The organism is Campylobacter gracilis (assembly GCF_001190745.1).
Taxonomy (GTDB): domain Bacteria; phylum Campylobacterota; class Campylobacteria; order Campylobacterales; family Campylobacteraceae; genus Campylobacter_B; species Campylobacter_B gracilis.
In genome coordinates this window covers 1,412,630-1,429,359 of the sequence record NZ_CP012196.1, presented here as the reverse complement: position 1 = coordinate 1,429,359, position 16,730 = coordinate 1,412,630, and the positions used below count along the sequence as shown (strand labels likewise).

The 16,730-nt window shown below is 47.2% G+C and carries 13 protein-coding genes; 7 read left to right on the top strand and 6 right to left on the bottom strand.

All coding sequences use genetic code 11. The features are described 5' to 3' along the window. Position 1: 1 nt before the first annotated feature. Genes CGRAC_RS07045 through napA form a run of 4 tightly spaced genes read right to left on the bottom strand, consistent with a single transcriptional unit; the run spans position 2 to position 4,883 of the window. A complete protein-coding gene (locus CGRAC_RS07045; protein WP_005869234.1) occupies positions 2 to 535 on the bottom strand; it encodes a nitrate reductase cytochrome c-type subunit in 534 nt (177 codons plus the stop codon). Continuing rightward, the gene (gene napH / locus CGRAC_RS07040; RefSeq protein ID WP_005869232.1) at positions 532 to 1,341 is read right to left on the bottom strand and encodes a quinol dehydrogenase ferredoxin subunit NapH; all 810 of its coding nucleotides are present in this window, start codon (positions 1,339 to 1,341) and stop codon (positions 532 to 534) included. The genes CGRAC_RS07045 and napH overlap by 4 nt, the downstream gene beginning before the upstream one ends. After that, the gene (napG, locus tag CGRAC_RS07035; RefSeq protein WP_005869230.1) at positions 1,338 to 2,096 is read right to left on the bottom strand and encodes a ferredoxin-type protein NapG; all 759 of its coding nucleotides are present in this window, start codon (positions 2,094 to 2,096) and stop codon (positions 1,338 to 1,340) included. Before napG ends, napH begins: the two co-directional genes overlap by 4 nt. 3 nt (positions 2,097 to 2,099) lie before the next feature. Continuing rightward, the gene (gene napA, locus CGRAC_RS07030; protein WP_005869227.1) at positions 2,100 to 4,883 is read right to left on the bottom strand and encodes a nitrate reductase catalytic subunit NapA; all 2,784 of its coding nucleotides are present in this window, start codon (positions 4,881 to 4,883) and stop codon (positions 2,100 to 2,102) included. 533 nt (positions 4,884 to 5,416) lie between these two features. Here napA and CGRAC_RS07020 point away from each other — a divergent pair. The 6 genes from CGRAC_RS07020 to CGRAC_RS06995 all read left to right on the top strand — a co-directional run bounded on the left by CGRAC_RS07020 (position 5,417) and on the right by CGRAC_RS06995 (position 13,054). Continuing rightward, positions 5,417 to 7,669, top strand: a complete 2,253-nt coding sequence (locus CGRAC_RS07020) for a molybdopterin oxidoreductase family protein (protein ID WP_232501139.1) — start codon at positions 5,417 to 5,419, stop codon at positions 7,667 to 7,669. Between the two features lie 263 nt (positions 7,670 to 7,932). Next, positions 7,933 to 8,715 carry a formate dehydrogenase accessory sulfurtransferase FdhD gene (gene fdhD / locus CGRAC_RS07015; RefSeq protein WP_005869219.1) on the top strand — a complete coding sequence of 261 codons (783 nt, stop codon included), beginning with the start codon at positions 7,933 to 7,935 and terminating at the stop codon, positions 8,713 to 8,715. Between the two features lie 9 nt (positions 8,716 to 8,724). Then, on the top strand, positions 8,725 to 9,516 hold the full coding sequence (locus tag CGRAC_RS07010) for a winged helix-turn-helix domain-containing protein (RefSeq protein WP_005869218.1): 792 nt from the start codon (positions 8,725 to 8,727) through the stop codon (positions 9,514 to 9,516). A 17-nt stretch (positions 9,517 to 9,533) separates the two neighbouring features. After that, positions 9,534 to 9,722 (top strand): hypothetical protein, encoded by a 189-nt coding sequence (locus tag CGRAC_RS07005; protein WP_005869215.1) that lies wholly within the window; start codon positions 9,534 to 9,536, stop codon positions 9,720 to 9,722. Between the two features lie 393 nt (positions 9,723 to 10,115). Then, positions 10,116 to 11,573 carry an ankyrin repeat domain-containing protein gene (locus tag CGRAC_RS07000; RefSeq protein ID WP_005869214.1) on the top strand — a complete coding sequence of 486 codons (1,458 nt, stop codon included), beginning with the start codon at positions 10,116 to 10,118 and terminating at the stop codon, positions 11,571 to 11,573. A gap of 155 nt (positions 11,574 to 11,728) precedes the next feature. Continuing rightward, positions 11,729 to 13,054 (top strand): aminotransferase class V-fold PLP-dependent enzyme, encoded by a 1,326-nt coding sequence (locus CGRAC_RS06995; protein ID WP_005869212.1) that lies wholly within the window; start codon positions 11,729 to 11,731, stop codon positions 13,052 to 13,054. A 525-nt stretch (positions 13,055 to 13,579) separates the two neighbouring features. Here CGRAC_RS06995 and tupC read toward each other — a convergent pair. After that, positions 13,580 to 14,854 carry a tungstate ABC transporter ATP-binding protein TupC gene (gene tupC, locus CGRAC_RS06990; protein WP_005869211.1) on the bottom strand — a complete coding sequence of 425 codons (1,275 nt, stop codon included), beginning with the start codon at positions 14,852 to 14,854 and terminating at the stop codon, positions 13,580 to 13,582. Further along, entirely contained in the window at positions 14,851 to 15,543 is a 693-nt protein-coding gene (gene tupB / locus CGRAC_RS06985) for a tungstate ABC transporter permease TupB (RefSeq protein ID WP_005869210.1), read from the bottom strand. Before tupB ends, tupC begins: the two co-directional genes overlap by 4 nt. A gap of 83 nt (positions 15,544 to 15,626) precedes the next feature. On the opposite strand from tupB, the gene tupA reads away from it, so the two are divergent. After that, complete coding sequence (gene tupA / locus CGRAC_RS06980; RefSeq protein ID WP_005869209.1) at positions 15,627 to 16,445, top strand: tungstate ABC transporter substrate-binding protein TupA; 819 nt, start codon at positions 15,627 to 15,629, stop codon at positions 16,443 to 16,445. The last annotated feature ends 285 nt before the right edge of the window (positions 16,446 to 16,730 follow it).

Here is a 16,730-nt window from a genome sequence, read left to right as displayed (position 1 = left end):
CCTACTCAACCTCGGCGCCTTGATTTAGCGTATCTATGAGATTAGAAGTGGAATTTGCGTCGCTAAACCTGCTAAAATCAGCCTTAAAATTATTTTTCACTAGCGGATTGGTTTGGGCTTGCGGTACATGGCATTGCGTGCAGTTGAAGCGCTGCTCGGCTAGCGTGCCGTTTAGATCCGCGCCTGTGCGAAAGTCCACCAAGTGGCTTTTTGGGATCGGCGTAGAACCTACATCCTTAGCGACATCGGGCATATGGCAGGTTATGCACATATTGTTATCCTTTGTGATCGGTACAAGCCCCTCTAGGCTGTGCGGTATGAGCGGCGGAGCGTTTTCGAAGCTGCGCTCGATTTTCGAAGCGGCGCCCGGAGCGTCCTCGCTATATTTGAAATCGGGCAGGGAATTTTTATTTTGCGCCGATTCGTCCACGCTTTTTATAAAGCCCAAGCTGTCGGCGTCTATAGAAGCCGTCTTGTCCGCGGCAAATAGCGCCGCACAGCATGCAAGAGCCAAGCCTAAAACCATTTTTTTCATTTTTTTACTCCTAATATACTAAAATTTAACGCATCGTCGTCGCATACGTCGATGCAGCGCCCGCAGCTGATGCACTCGCTGCTAACGCGCCCGTTTTCGCGCCCAACCATCTTAAGCACCTGAACTTCGGGGCAGACCATTTTGCATTTGCCGCACATCGTGCATTTATCAATCTCGTGGCGAACGCGAATGATGCTAAAATAGCTAAGCACCGCCCAAAATCCGCCGAGCGGGCATAGCCGCGAACAGATCGTGCGATCGCCTGCGAAAATTTCAAAAACTACGATCAGCAGCGCGATTGCAAACGCACTCGCACTCAGCGATATGACAGCGCGCGCGAAAAGCGAGATAAAGCTTACGCTCTCAAACGCCGCAAAGCCGAAAGCTCCGCTGCAAATGAGCGCCAGTGCCGCTAGAACGTAGCGAGCCTTGCGGTTTACGCTAACGATCCTAGTCGTTATGGCAAGTCTTTTACGAAGCCAGGCGGCAAGATCGGTCAGTAAATTTATCGGGCAGACCCATGAGCAATATGCTCGCGGCGCTATGAGCGCATAAAATGCGCCTACGATAACCGCTCCGATAACCGCCGTAGCGCCCAAAGAAAAGCTAGCTAGCAGCATCTGCGCCGTCGCAAACGGATCGCTTAGATTAATCGTGCCCAAAAGTTTCGACGAGCTTAGATTGCCCTTTAAAATTCCGGATAAAATTCCGTTTTCGCTCGCGGCTTTGAAGTCGAAATTATTTCCTAAAATAAAAAGGACTAGAATAGAAATTTGGCTTAAACGCCTTAAAATAGTATATTTCATTGCCTAGCCCCTTCCATTAGATCGTCCTCGTTTAAGTAGTCCTTGCTCTTTTGCGAATCGAGCTTGATTTTGGTGTCTGCGTCCTTGAGCTTCGCGTCGTCGCCCTTGATCCAGCCTTTGACGTAGTTATCGCTGGAAATTCCTATGACGCGCTCGCGTTCCACGACGCTGATAGCCGCCTTTTTTGTGACGCAGGCATGCTCGCACTTGCCGCAACCCGTGCAGTAGTCGCTATCTACGACGGGCACGAGTAGGGCGTGCTTTTCGGTGCGGTTGTTGTGACGGTAATCGATCCTGAGCGCCTTGTCCATTACGGGGCAGCTTCGCACGCACGCGTCGCATTGAATACCGGCATAAGCGATGCAATGCTCGGTATCTATGACCGCAACGCCCATTTTGGATAGACGCACATTAAGCTTGGAGTCTTCGCTTACCAGGCTTTTATCTAGTGCGTCGCTAGGACAGGCCGCGACGCAAGGTATGTCGTCGCACATATAGCATGGAATTTCGCGCGGGATAAAAAACGGCGTGCCGTTTGCAATAGCGTGATCGCAAAAGCTCGCGAGCTTAAGCGTATCAAAGGGGCATGCCTCGACACAAAGTCCGCACCTTAGGCATTTGCTAAGAAATTCTTTCTCGCTTATAGCTCCGGGCGGGCGGAGTCTAGCATGCTCGCCGGAGTTTGCGACTCCTAGCCCCAGAACGCCTATGCCCGCAGCTAAAGAAAGAATACCTAAGACCTCACGCCTATCCATAATTTACGCCTTGTAAATTTTAACCGCGCATTTTTTGTAGTCGGTCTCTTTTGAAAGCGGGCAGGTATGATCGAGCGTGACGCGGTTGATATAAACCTTCTCGTCAAAAAACGGCACGAAAATAAGCCCTTTCGGCGGAATGTTACGTCCGTGAAAATCTACGCGCGCTTTTACCTTGCCGCGGCGCGACTCGATCCACACTATCTCGTTTTGTTGTACGCCAATTTTGGCGCCGTCGGCTTCGTTCATATAGCATCTTGCCTCAGGCACCGCGCGATAAAGCTCTGGCACGCGCATAGTCATAGTGCCCGTATGCCAGTGCTCTAGCACGCGACCCGTACATAACCAGAAAGGATACTCCTCGCTTGGCACTTCTACAGGATCCATATACGGACGGAAGAAAATTTTAGCTTTATTGGCAAGGCTTGTTTTTTCTTCGCCAGAAGTAGCGGATTTCAGATCGCCGCTAGGAAGCGCCGCTTTGGCGTTGCCATAGAAGGCGAAGTCGCTATCAGGAGCCGCTTTTTTGGCATAAGGATCGTATTGAGCGTTAAAGCGCCAAAGCGTTTCTTTGCCGTCTACGACCGGCCACCTAAGACCACGCACTCGGTGATATGTATCGAAATCAGCTAGGTCGTGTCCGTGACCGGTGCCGAATTTTCGGTATTCCTCCCAGAGATATTTTTGAATGAAAAAGCCATATCCTTTAAATTCTTTGCCGTCGCTGCCAATTACGCCACGAGAGTCGCCGTTTACTTCGGAGTTATCGAAGCTTGCCATAATCGAATCCTTTGCAGCGAAAGCCTGAGCGTCTTTGTTTGCAAAGAGCACTTCAAATAGTGTAGTCTCTGGCGTATAGCCGAATTCTGAAATTTTATCTAATACGTTTGGAAGCGTAAGCTTATCATTTACTTTAACCTCGCCCCAGAAATCCTTGAGTTTGAAGCGCTTGGAAAACTCTAGCATCTGCCACGTATCGCTCATCGCGTCGCCCACAGGAAGGACCTGCTGTCTCCACCACTGAGTTCTGCGCTCGGCATTGCCGTATGCGCCCCATTTTTCGTAGATCATCGCGGTTGGCAGGATTAGATCGGCTACCTTTGCGCTTAGTCCCGGATATGGGTCGCTTACTACGATGAAGTTATCCATCTCGCGCGCCGCGGCGATCCAGTGGTTTGCGTTGGCGATCTGCTGCCACGGGTTATTTACCTGAACCCACAGCCATTTTATCTTGTCATCTTCGAGATTGCGTAGAGCCTGCACGTAGTGCGCACCCGGTTTTGGATTTATCGTGCCCTCGGGAAGCTTCCAAATTTTTTCGGAAACCTTTCTGTGAGCCGGATTTGCCACGACCATATCAGCAGGTAGGCGGTGAGAAAACGTGCCCACCTCTCTAGCCGTGCCGCAAGCGCTAGGCTGACCGGTAAGAGAAAACGCTCCGCAGCCAGGTTTGGCTTGCTTGCCAAGAAGGAAATGCACCATGTAGCTTTGCTCATTGACCCAGGTTCCTCTTGAGTGTTGATTAAAGCCCATCGTCCAAAAGCTTACTACTTTGCGATTCTTTTCGATGTAATAATCTGCCAGCTGCTTTAGCTTGGTCTTAAATGCCTCTAAATCCTCACTTTCGTCCCCCTTAGCTAAAGGCGATACGAAATCTAGCGTGTAAGGCTCTAGCGCTTTTTTAAATTCTTCGAAGCTTATGAGCCAGTGAGCATCCGATTTGTCAGAGTGTTTGTTTTCGAGTACGTCGCCCTCTTTCATACCCAGATATGCTAACGTAACGCCCTCGGATTTGCTTAAAATTTTGGATTTTTGCTTAGCCGCGGTGTCAAGCTCGGTTTTGCGGTATTTTTTATGATTTATATCTTCTCGCAAGCCGTAGCCGATATCCACAGGGCCTGTAGCGAACACACAGTGCTCTTTAATAAATTTCTCATCTATCATATCCGGGTGGTTGTAGACGATCTCTCTTGCTATGTAGTTCCATATCGCCAAATCGGTATTCGGACGGAATATGATTTCGATATCGGCGATGTTTGAGGTGCGGCTAGAGTAGGTCGAGAGATTTATAACTTTTACGCGGTCCGGGTTGCGAAGCTTGTGGTCGGAGACGCGAGACCAAAGAATCGGGTGCATCTCAGCCATATTTGCGCCCCAGGCGATGATGGTGTCGGTTAGCTCGATATCGTCGAAAACGCCCGCAGGCTCGTCAATACCGAAGGTTTGCATAAAGCCTACGACGGCGCTGGCCATGCACTGGCGAGCATTAGGATCGAGATTATTAGAGCGAAAGCCCGCCTTTACTAGCTTTGCTGCGGCGTAGCCTTCTGGGATCGTGTATTGACCGCTGCCAAGTACGGCAAAGCCCTCGGGACCGCCTTCGTCATAGGCGCGCCTGAAATGCTTCTCCATTTCGTCGAACGCTCTTTGCCAGCTTATCTCGATAAATTTTCCCTTTTTGTCGAATTCGCCCTTGGAATTTACGCGTAAAAGAGGCTTGGTGATGCGATCGGCGCCGTACATGATCTTGGCGTTGAAATAGCCTTTGATACAGTTTAGACCGCGATTTACGGGCGCTAACGGATCGCCTTTGACCGCTACGATCTTGCCGTCTTTGGTGGCTACCATGATGCCACAGCCGGTGCCGCAGAAGCGACAGGCTGCCTTGTCCCAGCGCCAGCCTTTTTCGGCTTCGTCCGCAGCACTAAGACTGCTAGGCAAACTGATGCCCGCAACGCTACAGGCAGCCGCTGCTGCAGAGCTTTTTATAAAGTCTCGTCTATCCATGAGATTAACCTTTCGTTTAGAATTAATTTCTACTAAGATTTTGAATAATAGCATAAAAAAACAGCTTAGTCTAGATTAAAATCAAAGTTTTTTCTACATAGATTTCAGATATAAGATAATAATTTTATAAATTTTAAATTTAGTGGCTCAAATTTTATCAGGATAGCGAGTTTTTGATAAATTTTAATATAGATTTTCATTTAATTAAATTAATATATTATACCGATAAATTAGCATTAAAATTTCATAAAAATTTAATTGTGCTTTGAAATAAAACGGAGCGTAATAGAATTTCGAAATTTTATTAAAATTATAAAACTTAGCTTAAAAAGCGTCTTTTGCGATAAGCGATAAATTTTACGCTAAAACGCCGTCATTATCGAAGCAAAAGCATAAAATTTATCTATTCAATTTAATATGCGATATTTGCATATTGCTTAAATTTTGCTTAAAAAAATTCACTAATTTAAAAATTCTTTTATAATCTAGAAAGTATAATAGCCGTGCAAACCAAAATTCTTGAAAGGAGTATTATGCAGTCCAGAGAAAAGATTGTCAAAACGACTTGTCCTTACTGCGGCACCGGCTGTGGTATCGATCTTATCGTAAAAGACGGCAGGATCGTAAACGCGCGCCCTACGCAGGCCCACCACGTAAATGACGGCGAGCTATGCTTAAAAGGGATGTTCGGCTGGGAGTTTGTAAACTCTCCAAAACGCCTTGCCAAACCTATGATCCGTAAGAAAAACGGAGTATTTGATAGAAGCGGTAAGCTTGAGGAGGTAAGCTTTGAAGAGGCTTATGATTTTGTAGCGTCTAAATTTAAAGAGACCGTCGCTAAATATGGCCCAAGCTCAATAATGGGCTTTAGCTCTGCGCGCTCGAATAACGAAGACAACTACGTTTTTCAGAAATTTTTCCGAGCTCAGGGTAGCAACAACGTCGATCACTGCGCCCGTCTTTGACACGCTCCTACAGTGGCAGGTCTTGCCAACACGCTAGGAAACGGAACGATGACGAACGATTTGGTAGAGTTCGCTACCGATACGGACGTATTTTTACTCATCGGTACCAACACGAGCGAGTGCCACCCGATCATCGCTATGCAGATGCAGCGCGGACTTCAGCGCGGCGCAAAGATGATCGTCGTAGATCCAAAGCGCACAGATATGGCGAAAAAAGCCGATATCTATCTGCAAATCCCAGTGGGCGCGAACATTAAGACGCTAAATACCATTATGAATGTTATCATTGCCGAAAATTTGCAAGATGACGAGTTTATCAAAAACTATGCTCACGGCTACGAGTATCTAAAAGAAGCGGTTAAGGACTTTACTCCTGAGCGCTTCGAGCGCGAGACCGGCGTGAAAAAAGAGCTCGTAATCGAAGCTGCTAGAATGTATGCTAAAGCAGGCGCAGCGGCGATCTGCTACACGATGGGTATCACGCAGTTTAGCGACGGTACGTCAAACGTATTTTCGCTTTCAAATTTAGCCATTTTGACTGGAAATTTAGGCAAACGAGGCGCAGGCGTAAATCCTTTGCGAGGTCAAAATAACGTCCAGGGCGCATGCGATATGGGCGCGCTACCTAACGTCATCCCGGCAGGTGCGGTAAATTCCGCTTATGCTCAGGAGCAGGCGCGCAGAGTATGGCACTTTGAGCTAAATCCAACTCCGGGCTTTAAGCTTACGATTGCTCCCGATAAGATGGATAGCGGCGAGCTGAAGCTACTCTACGTTTACGGTGAAAATCCCGTAATGAGCGATCCTTGGACGGAACACTTCGTGCATGCAACGCATCATCTGGATTGCTTTATCGTGCAGGATCTTTTCTTCACCGAGAGCGCACAGAAGGCCGACGTCGTACTACCTGCTGCCGGCTGGGGCGAGAAGGATGGCACCTTTTTAAACACTTCCCGCCGCGTCCAGCGCACGCGCAAGGCAAGCGAGCCGGCTCCTGGCGTAGAGCCTGATTGGAAGGTCGTTTGCAATATCGCACAAAGAATGGGACTTGAAGGGTTTGATTTTTTAAGTGCGGAAGAAATTTGGAACGAAGTGCGTGCATTAATGCCTAAATTTTTCGGCGGTATTAGCTACTATAGGCTAGATAAGCTAGGCGGCATAAGCTGGCCGTGCCCCGACGAAGATCATCCGGGCACACCGGTTCTTTACGCAGATCATAAATCGATGCTGCCTGACGGTAAATTTAGAATGGTGCCGGTGCTTTACGTGGATGATAAAGAGGGGCGCGCTAAAGCTGAGGCGGATTTCAGAGCCAAGATGAAGATTCCTGATGATTATCCGGTGGGAAGCGGCGCGCTTAGCGAGATTCCGGATGAAATTTATCCGTGCTTATTTACGACCGGGCGCAAGGTTTATCACTACCACACTGGCACGATGACGAGAGAGTGCCGCGCGCTAGAGTACGGTGCGGGCGCAGAAGGCGCGCTCATCGAGGTAAGCCCTGACATCGCACGCGAACGCGAGCTTACCGAAGGCTGCTATGCGCTCGTTAAAAATAAGCGCGGTCAGATCGCCGCGAAGCTTCGCATAAATCCGGATCTGAAAGAGGGCACGATCTTTACGACCTTCCATTACAGCGAGGCCGACGGCAACGAGCTCGTGCATGCGGGCGATCTGGATCCGCTATCTGGCATCCCGCCGCTAAAGATGACGATCGCAAATATCAGAAAGCTTAGCGAGAGCGAGTTTATCGAGTTCAGAAGACAAAACGAGATGTCGATGCACTCCGAGAAACCTTATCTATCGCCGGTGCATAGGTAGTTTGGGCGGTAAACTCCGCCCGCTTTGCAAAGATGAAATTTAATCGCGGTTGCTGGCAGCTGCAAAATTTTGATGAAATTTTATCTTTGCGGGCGTTTCATGGCCGCTTGTGCTAGCGGTGCGAGCGGCTCGTGGATTTTCCACGCGATTTTTTAAATACAAAACTGCGAGCGTTCTAAATTTACGCACGCCGCTTCGGCGAATTAAGGCTATTTAAGCAAAATTTCACTACGATATCGGCGAAATTAAAATAAGGAAGGTCTATGGAGCCGATTTATAGGGCGGAGATAGTTAAATTTAAAGGGGATGAAAGAAGGATCATAAACGATATCTTGGTTCGTGAGATCAAACTTGAAATTTTACTAAACGGCAAGCGTTTCGGCGCGCTGATGGCGACTCCGAGCGATTTAAAGGCGCTTGCGGTAGGCTATTTGCTGAGCGAAAATTTAATCTCGGATCCAAGCGGCATAAGAGGCATCGAGCTCGCGCCTGACGGACTTAGCGTGAATGTATGCGGCGAGATAAACGAAAAACGGCTAAATAGCTTCGATGCCGAAAAGGTCATCATCAGCGGCTGTGGGCGCAGCTCTACCGCAAATATCGATCCAGAGGCGATGGCGGCGCGTAAAGTCCGCTCGGACGCTAAATTTCATAAGAATGAAATTTTAAATTTGATGAGCGAGTTTTACACGCAGTGCGAGCTTTACGAGATGACCGGCTGCGTGCATACCGCAAAGCTCTTTACCGCGAGCGGCGAGTATTTTATCGGCGAGGATATCGCCCAGCACAATACCATCGATAAATCGGTCGGAAAGGCGGTCTTGGCGGGGCACGATACGCAGGGCTCGCTTCTTTTAGTAAGCGGCAGGCTAAGCTCCGAAATGGTCGCCAAAGCCGTAATGAGCGGCGTTAGCGCGCTTGTTTCGCGTACGGCTCCTACGAGCCTCGGCGTCGTGATCGCGCGTAAATTTGATCTTACCCTTTGCGGCTTCGCGCGCGGCGAAAATTTAAACGTCTATAGCGGCGAAGAGAGAATTTTGAGTTAAGAAGGCGGCATGGAGATAGATATCAAGATAGACGATAAAAAAGTAAGCGAAATCAAAAGGCTGATTTTAAATTTACTAAATCCAAGCGGCAAGCTCGATTGCGGCGCGGCGTTTAAGATCGCCGCCAAATTAGGCGTGGATGCGAGCGTCGTAGGAGATCTCGCGGCGCGCGAAGGGATACGGATAGATCGTTGCGAACTCGGACAGTTCGGCAAGCTGCAATGTAGCGGAGGCAGTATAAAGGCCCTGAAAAAGCTAGATCCATTTTTGGATGAGAAAAGGCGGATTTTTTGCCGCGACGCCCGCGCCGTAGCTAGCGGCGGAGTGGGGTTCGATACCGTGCGCTCTACGCTTAAGGAGCACGCCATAGACGTGAAATATTGTCAGCTGGGCTGCTTTAAGGAGAAGAAAGGCAAAAGAATGAGGGTAAAAACAAAAACTTGGATCGAAAATGCGCAGGGCGAGCTCATTTTCGGCAAGGGCAAAACCGAAGTGCTAGATGTGATCGCTCAAACGGGCTCTATCTCTAAGGCTGCCGAGGTTTTGGGGATGAATTACAAAAAGTGCTGGAGCCATCTGCAAATTTTACAAAAAAATCTGCAAGAGGAGCTCTTTAGCACCAAGCAAGGCGGCGGCAATGCCGCAGGCACGACGCTAAATGCGCGCGCTTATGAGCTGATCGCCGCATATAAGCAGCTGCAAAGCGATATAGAAAACTACGCAAACGAGCGCTTTAAGGAGCTTTTTTTGAAAAAAGAGGGCGAGAAAGACGCAAGTAAAGCGGCAGATAAAAACCATTAAATTTAAAGGAGAGAACGATGTTTGTAAAACTAAACGACCGAACCTATCTAAACAAAGACAGGATCACGCGCATCAAGGTAGATAGCGTCCAGGACGGTATCAGAATTCGCTTCTATGAGGGGCAGTTTCAAGTCGCCAAAAGCGGGAGATTTGAAAGCGAAGAAAAAGCGATGGAGTGGCTGCAGAAAAATTTTATCGGCAAATAGCCGCAAAGCGCACTTCATAGTCGCGCTAGCAGCTTGCGAACGAATCCGCAAAACAACGCTTTTTGTTATACGGTAGCGGCTCGCCGCTCATTAGCACGACGATGATTTTCAGGTTTGCGCTTTCAAGAAGAGCTTACGCAAATATGTTGCGGTAAAATTTACGGCGAACGAGCCTCGGATATAGAGCCTAGCGTAGTGTGTGAATAGAGGATATAGCTACACAAATAAGGTCTACGACGACATTCGTTCGCCAAATTTACTCGAAAAATTTCATCATTTAAACCCGACCTAACGGCATTTTTCGGTCAGTTTTGCTTATCATGCCTATATAGTATTTATATTTTATTAAGTACTCATTGGGTATAGTCGCGGGCAAAATTCTAAGGGGAAATTTTGAAAAGCTTTAAACTTCGGTTTATTTACGCTATCTGCGTGGTGGTCGCATGCGCGCTGTATCTATTAGCCGAAAGATCGGGTCTTGTGGAGCGCAAACAAACTCATTTTACCGTTACTTCAGATACAAATGTCTCAAAAGTACCGGGCCTTAGCAAATACGTAACCCAAGAAGAGGTCGATAGCTTCGCATTTCGCTACTGGGATATAGATTACAATTCAAATCCAAAAAACGCATTTAAAGAACCTGCCATAGACGTAGAACTAAAAAGGCTTTTAAAAAGCAAGCAAACGGATAAAATTTTAAAATTTATGAAAGATAACAATCTAACCGTCGATCATACTATGCACGGAGGGGTAACGCCCGTGATGTATTCTAGCTTTTGGGATGATACAAATACTACTCAAGAGCTTATAAAGCTAGGTGCGGATATACACAAAAAAGACGAATACAAGCTATCCGCTATGGCTTATGCGATAGAAAATAATGCTACTAAAACGGTAAGACTGCTTTTAGACAACGGGGTTAAATTTGAAGAGGTCAAAATGGTGCAGGGCTATATAGTTTGCCCTAGATATTCTGACGATACCGAAATCATAGTTGGCAACAATATAGATATAAAATTACGTACCGAGTGTTTAATCAATCACAATCACTCAAAAGACCCTGTTTATCCATTAAACTATGCAATATATAGTAACCTTATAGAAATTGCCGATATGATGCTACAAAAAGGTATGAAACCGAAAGCATATGAAGGTCCTTTGTATTATTTAAGTAATAGCAGCATTCCATTTCAGCGAAAAGAAATATTTAAAAGATCTATTTATACTTTTCTTCCGCGGGATATGATGTATAAAGATAAATTAAAATTATTAATAAAACATAATATAGATGGCTTGCCTGATAAAGATGACTTTATTGTAGCTCGCAACAATTGTCTGAATAATACAGCCATGTCTATAAAAGAGAAGGAGTCTTACATAAATCATATGAACGATTACTGCTATGGAGAAAAGATCTTAGAATCATACGATTGGGCTCTTCGAGGCAGATGGGAAGTTAAAAATAACGAAGAAAAAGATAAAGGAACGGATAGATACTGGAAAGAAAAAGATTTTATAAAATTTTTCGGTTATATGCCAAATGATAAAAAATGTACTAAGCTAGAACCGGATATTAAAATATTAAATTTCTATAATATGAAAATAGATAGATATAAAGCTCTTTGCGGCAATGGGCTGAGCGATGAAGAGATTTTGCAAAAAAGCAGCCTTAAAGATAAAAATAGTACCGAGGCATTCGATATTGAGACATTTTTTAAATATTTAAATTTTGAGGAAATGCTAGAGAAAGCGAAAGTGAAAATTCTACATAACGGCGAGAAAATAGATATAAAAGATTATGCCGAAATTCTAAGACAAGAAGCGGCTAAAAAACTAGATAGTAATCAATAAATTTGAAGGAGTAAAACTATATAGCATCAGAAATTAAGTGATATAGTGGGCAAAGCTTTTCTAAATTTTCATTAAATTTCTCCCTGCGAGGCTGCAAAGCCTTAAATTAATCCAAATTTCACTATAATTAATCACTTCAATTTTAAAGGCTGCGAATGCTAAGCTTAGACGAAATTCGAAAAAATATCATCCTAAAACCGGGCGTGCATTATTTTGACTACACCGCTTCGGGGCTTGCTTATGAGCCCGTAGAGCGCGAGATAGGCGAAATTTTAAAAACCTACGCCAACACCCACTCCGACAGTAGCTCCAGTGCCATCATCACGCAGCGACGCTACGAGGGCGCACGCGAGAGCCTAAAAAAGCTACTTGGGCTTGACGAGCGGTTTTATCTCATCGCCTGCGGGCAGGGCGCGACGGCCGCGATCAAGAAATTTCAAGAGCTGCTCGGCATTTACCTGCCGCCTGCGACCAGAGGCGCGATCGGCGAGGCAAATCTACGCGCAGCGCAGCTTCCGCTCGTGCTCGTTTCGCCCTACGAACACCACTCAAACGAGCTTAGCTTTCGCGAGGGGCTTTGCGACTACCTGCGCGTGCCACTTAGCGAATCGGGCGAGATCGATCTGCTCGCGCTTGAGCGTATCTTGAAGCTAAACGCCGGACGCCGCATTATCGGTTCGTTTAGCGCCGCCTCAAACGTCACGGGCGTCATCAGTGACTACAAAAAGATCAGCGAACTAATCAGAGCTGCGGGCGGCATCGTTGCCTTTGACTGTGCGGCACTTAGCTCGCACGCAAATTTAGACTGCGACCATTTTGACGCGATTTTCCTCTCGCCGCATAAGCTATTAGGAGGGCCTGCTAGCTGCGGGCTTTTGGCAATCAAAAAGCAGCTTCTAAATAGCGACGTGCCGACATTTGCCGCGGGCGGGACGGTCGCCTACGCCAGCCGCGAAGGGCACGTGTTTTTGAAAAACCCCGAGCAGCTAGAGGAGGGCGGTACGCCGCCTATTATCGGGCTCATGCGGGCAAATTTAGCCTACGCGCTGCGAAACGAGGTGGGTTTTGAGCAAATAAAAAGCGCCGAGGACGAGCTCGCGGGGCTTTTTGAGAGCGAGCTAGCAGGCATAGACGAGATCATAAACTACGCTCCAAAGGGCGCGCCGCGGCTGCCGATAATTTCTTTTAACGTGCGCGGCGTCTCGGCGTATGATTTCGCCGCGAGCCTTAGCAACGACTATGGTATCCAGACGCGCGCCGGCGTAATGTGCGCGGGCCCGTACGCTCACGATCTGCTGGGTATCAAGGAGGGGCGCATGCCAGAAAGTAAGCCTGGCTTCGTGCGCGTGAGCCTGCACTACACGCACACCGAGCGCGACGTGCGCTATCTCACGGGTGCGATAAAATCCTGCATCAAAAAGCACCGCGAGCTTTGGGGTGAGGAAAAGGCGATGTATGAGATGTTCGGCGGGAAAATTTAAGCTAGGGCTTTGCCGCTTTTTTTGAGCTCTAGTGAAATTTTATAAGATCCCGCGCCGTTTTTAAAATTTATCGGAATTCCGCGCCGTCTACTTGGAATTTTACGCGGGTTTTATGCCATAGAATTCTTACTATCGTTCCGCTTTTGCACTGTAGGCAAACGGCGCGTTCCTCGGAGGAACATATAATTTCGTTCGTAAATTTACCGACAAATTCCGCAGAGTTAAAATTTAGAATTCTGAAATTCCGCGCCTAGAAATTTTAGAATCGCAAAGTTCCGCTAGCCGTATTCGCGGCTAAGTTTTAAAATTCCTAGCGATAGAATTTAAAAATTCCGCGCTGCGCCGCTCGGTATAATTTGCGTCTATAAATTTCAAAATTTCAAGACGCAAATTTTTGCGCTCTGTTTCGCCAGATACGCCGCGCTAGATGGTTCGCAGTAAAAATTTGAGGTAGAAATGAAATTTATTAGTGCCGCGCGAATAAAAATTCTAAAGCGAAATAAAACTTATCCGCACCGCGCAGAATTACTCCAGCCCTAAAAACGCGCCGTCTTCAAATCCGAAATAGATCCTCTCGCCCGCGCTCCAGCACCTCTCATCCTGCGCCGTGACGCATTTTAGTAGCAGATCGCCCGCTTTGATCTTGATGAGTAGCGAGGAGCCGTACTGAAGCGAAACCGAGTGCAAAATCCCCGCAAAGCAGCGCTCAAACGGGCTTTTGGATAATAAAATTTTACTCGGATTTATCGCGATTTTGCGAGCGCGTGCGAGCCCCTCTTCAAGGCACAGCGAAATTTCATCCGAAAATTTTAAAACTCCGTTTTGCACGTCAAAGATATTTTTGTATTCAAATTCGCATATCTTGCCGCGATGCAGAAATACGCTTCTTTGCGCGATCGCGCTGAGCCATTTCTCATCGTGGCTGGCGATGATAAAACCGCAGCCGTAGCGACTCCGCATAAATAAAATCGCGCGCGCAAAGAGCTTGGAGGCGGCAAGATCGAGGCTGTTGGTCGGCTCGTCGAGCAGATAGAGCTTCGCGCGCTGCGCCAGAGCGAGCGCAAACGCGATGCGCTGCGTCTGCCCCGAGCTAAGCTCGAAATGCTTCTTTGATAAAAAACCTCTATCAAGCCCCGTTAGGCCGAGCGCTTCGTCCACTCGCTCGTCAAATTCCGCAAGCGCGCCGCGACTTTTGAGCGCAAATTTAAAATTTTGCTCCACGCTGCGTTTTAAAAGCACGGGCTCGGGCAGCAGCAAGCAGGTCTGCCGCAGCGTCTGCAAAGAGGGCGCCCGCTGCCCCCAAAGCTCCACGCTGCCGCTACTCGGACGCTGCAAAAAGGACAAAATCCGCAGTAGCGTGGATTTGCCGCTGCCGTTGGAACCCAAAAGCGCCGTGATGCCGCTCGTATTTAGATCAAGGCTAGGGATATTTAGAATTTCGCTCCGTCCATAGCGCAGCACTAGATCCCGAACCGAGATCAGCTCGCTATTGGGTACAGATCGCACAGCAGCGGAATTCTCATTTGCAAAATTCTTTCTCGCAGAATTCTCACTCGCGTAAATTTTGTTTGTAGAATTTTTACCCGCAGAATTTGCGCTAATGGAATTCTCGGTTGCAGAATTTTTACTCTTAGAATTTCCCACGGCGAAATTTTTGCTCGCAAAATTTGCGCTCGTAGAATTCTCGCCTATAGAATTTGTGCTCTTGAAATTTTCGCTCATAAAATTTTCGCGCTCCCGCTCCGCCCGGTTTTTGCCCGCGAAATTTTTGCTCGGGCGCGTTTGCTTGTCTGCATTCATCGATCTAACCTTTTTAGCGCGTGGATGGCTAAATTTACCGCAAACGCTATCAAAATCAGCACCAGCGCGAGCGCTATACCCATCGCAAATTCGCCCTTGTTGGTCTCAAGCGAGATCGCCGTGGTGATCGTGCGGGTGAAATATTTGATATTGCCGCCGATCATCATCGCTACGCCCACCTCGGCGACGATCCGCCCGTAAGCGGTGGCGATGACGACGAGTAGGGCGTAGCGCAGCTCATAAAGCACGCAAAGGATTAAATTTAGCGGGCTTAGGCGGTAGTTCATAATGTTTAGATAGTGCTTCTTATCCATATTTTCGATGACGCTGGCGCTTAGCGAGACGATGATAGGGAGCGCCAGCACAAACTGCCCGAGCATCACGGCCTTGAGCGTAAAAAGCAGCCCCAGCTCGCCCAAAGGGCCGTTTCTGGATATGAAAGCATAAAGTATCAGTCCTATTGCTACAGTGGGCATCGCAAGCGCTACGTCGCTTAAAAGCCTAAGCGTTCTGCGGGCGCGAAATTCGCAAAATCCGAGGATAAATCCTATCGGAAAGCCGATTACAATAGCGAAAAGTATCGAGATGCTTGAAGTGTAAAGCGTCGCTTTAATCGCCGAAAAGGTCTCCGCGTCGCCGCTAAGAAGTAGCCCGAATGCGCTTAAAATTCCTTCTAAAATAAAGTCCAAGATCACGTCCTAAATGTTCTATTTTGGCATATTTATAAACCAAATTTATATGCTATAATAGCACATTTTTTAAAGGAGATAACATGAAAAAAATATTTTTTGTTTCGCTCGCTCTTAGTGCGAGCCTTTTTGCCGCTGATAACGATTTGGTGATGGCAACTACAACGAGCACCGATAATACGGGCTTACTAGACGCGATCTATCCTGCGTATAAGGCGGAAACCGGCGTCGATGTCAAATGGACGGCGGTAGGCACAGGTGCTGCTCTAAAGCTTGGCGAGAACTGCGATGCGGACATACTTTTCGTGCATTCGCCGAAGGTCGAGAAGGAATTTGTAGAAAAAGGCTTCGGCGTTGATCGCACGCCCGTTATGTATAATGATTTTATCCTCATCGCCGATAAATCCATCGCGCCTAAATTTAAAGGCAAGGATCTTAAGGGTTCGTTTGAGCTGATCAAGGCGGAGAAGATTAAATTTTTCTCTCGCGGCGATAAATCGGGCACCGATAACAAAGAGAAAGGTATTTGGAAAAAGGTTGAGGGCGCCGTGCCTGAAAATGAGGCGTGGTATAACCAAACCGGTCAAGGCATGATCGCTACGATCAACGCAGCCGCCGAGCAAAAGGGCGTGACCTTTACCGATCGCGGCACCTACATCAAATACGAGGATAATAAAAAGGGAAATCCCGATATGGTTATCATCAATGAAGGCGATAACGATCTGAAGAATTTTTACTCCGTAATCGCGGTCAATCCGAAGCACTGCCCAAAAGCCGACTATGAAAACGCGCAGCGCTTCATTAAATGGATCACTAGCGAGAAGGGGCAGAAGTTCGTAGGCGATTTCAAGCTGCTAAATAAGCCGCTTTTCACCCCTGATGCGAATACTCGCAAGAATTAGCTCTAGCTAAATAAAGCTAAATTTAAAGCCTGAAGGCGAAACGCCGCCTTTGGGCTTTTGCTTTTTAATAAATCAATCTGCGTGCCTTTAAATTAGCTATTTTGCTTCTAAAATTTAACGGGCGTTTTTTACTGCGTCTTTTTACGATACATTTTTTACTTTCTAGCCATACATTTAAATTTATCGCAGTGCCGTTTGTAGGCAATAAGCTTAAAATTTCAGCTATATTTGAGATCGGTGCGGAGAAATTTCGATCGCGTTCGGATATGCTCTAATGTCTAACGA